The sequence below is a fragment of the Vibrio sp. Vb1554 genome (genome assembly GCF_033344235.1).
Map to the genome: position 1 here is coordinate 1 of NZ_JAWPOJ010000327.1, position 1,159 is coordinate 1,159.

Below are 1,159 nucleotides of genomic sequence, written 5' to 3' on the forward strand. Positions count from 1 at the left end.
AAGAAAACGATGAACATCTCTGAAATTCAAGAGCTACTACCTCATCGCTACCCATTCTTATTGATCGACCGAGTGATTGACTTCCAAGAAGCGAAGTACCTTCACGCAATTAAAAATGTGTCGGTTAACGAACCTCAGTTCACAGGTCACTTTCCTCAACTACCAGTATTCCCAGGTGTGTTGATTCTGGAAGCTATGGCTCAGGCTACTGGCCTACTAGCATTTAAATCATTTGGTGCACCGACAGAAAACGAGTTGTACTACTTTGCGAGTGTAGACGGCGCGAAATTCCGTAAACCTGTGGTTCCTGGTGACCAAATGGTTATTGAAGTTGAATTTCTAAAAGAGCGTCGTGGCATTGCTGCATTTAGCGGTGTAGCAAAAGTTGACGGCGAAGTAGTGTGTTCAGCAGAGCTGAAGTGTGCTCGTCGAGAGTTTTAATATGATTCATGAAACCGCTAAAATCCACCCAGCTGCGGTGGTAGAAGAAGGCGCAAAAATTGGCGCTAACGTGACGGTTGGTCCTTTTACCTACATCACCTCAACGGTGGAGATTGGTGAAGGTACTGAAGTCATGTCTCACGTAGTAATCAAAGGCCATACCAAAATTGGTAAAGATAACCGTATTTTCCCACATGCAGTGATTGGTGAAGAAAACCAAGACAAGAAGTATGGTGGCGAAGATACAACCGTGGTTATCGGTGACCGTAATGTGATTCGCGAAGCGGTTCAGGTTCATCGTGGTACTGTGCAAGACAAAGCGACAACAGTGATTGGCGACGACAACCTACTGTGCGTGAATGCGCACATCGCGCATGACGTCGTAGTAGGAAACCACACTCACATTGGTAACAATGCGATTCTGGGTGGTCATGTAACAGTAGAAGATCACGCTGGTGTAATGGCACTTTCTGCTATTCACCCATTCTGTACGGTAGGCGCTTATGCATACGTTGGTGGTTGTTCTGCGGTTGTTCAGGACGTACCTGCTTACGTGCTTGCTCAAGGTAACCATGCTACGCCGTTTGGTTTGAACCTAGTTGGCTTGAAGCGTAATGGTTTTGAGAAACCAGAAATTCGAGCACTACAAAAAGCGTACAAAGAAATTTACCGCTCTGGTAAAACGCTAGAAGAAGTGAAACCGATTCTTGCAGAAATG

General features: G+C 45.6%; 2 protein-coding genes. Both read left to right on the forward strand.

Translation table 11 applies throughout. The annotated features are described in order from the left end of the window. The coding region (fabZ, locus tag R8N28_RS26015; RefSeq protein ID WP_318183759.1) for a 3-hydroxyacyl-ACP dehydratase FabZ at positions 1-441 on the forward strand (441 nt) is incomplete at its 5' end. Between the two features lies 1 nt (position 442). Then, a partial coding sequence (gene lpxA / locus R8N28_RS26020) for an acyl-ACP--UDP-N-acetylglucosamine O-acyltransferase (RefSeq protein ID WP_318183760.1) occupies positions 443-1,159 on the forward strand: 717 nt, incomplete at its 3' end.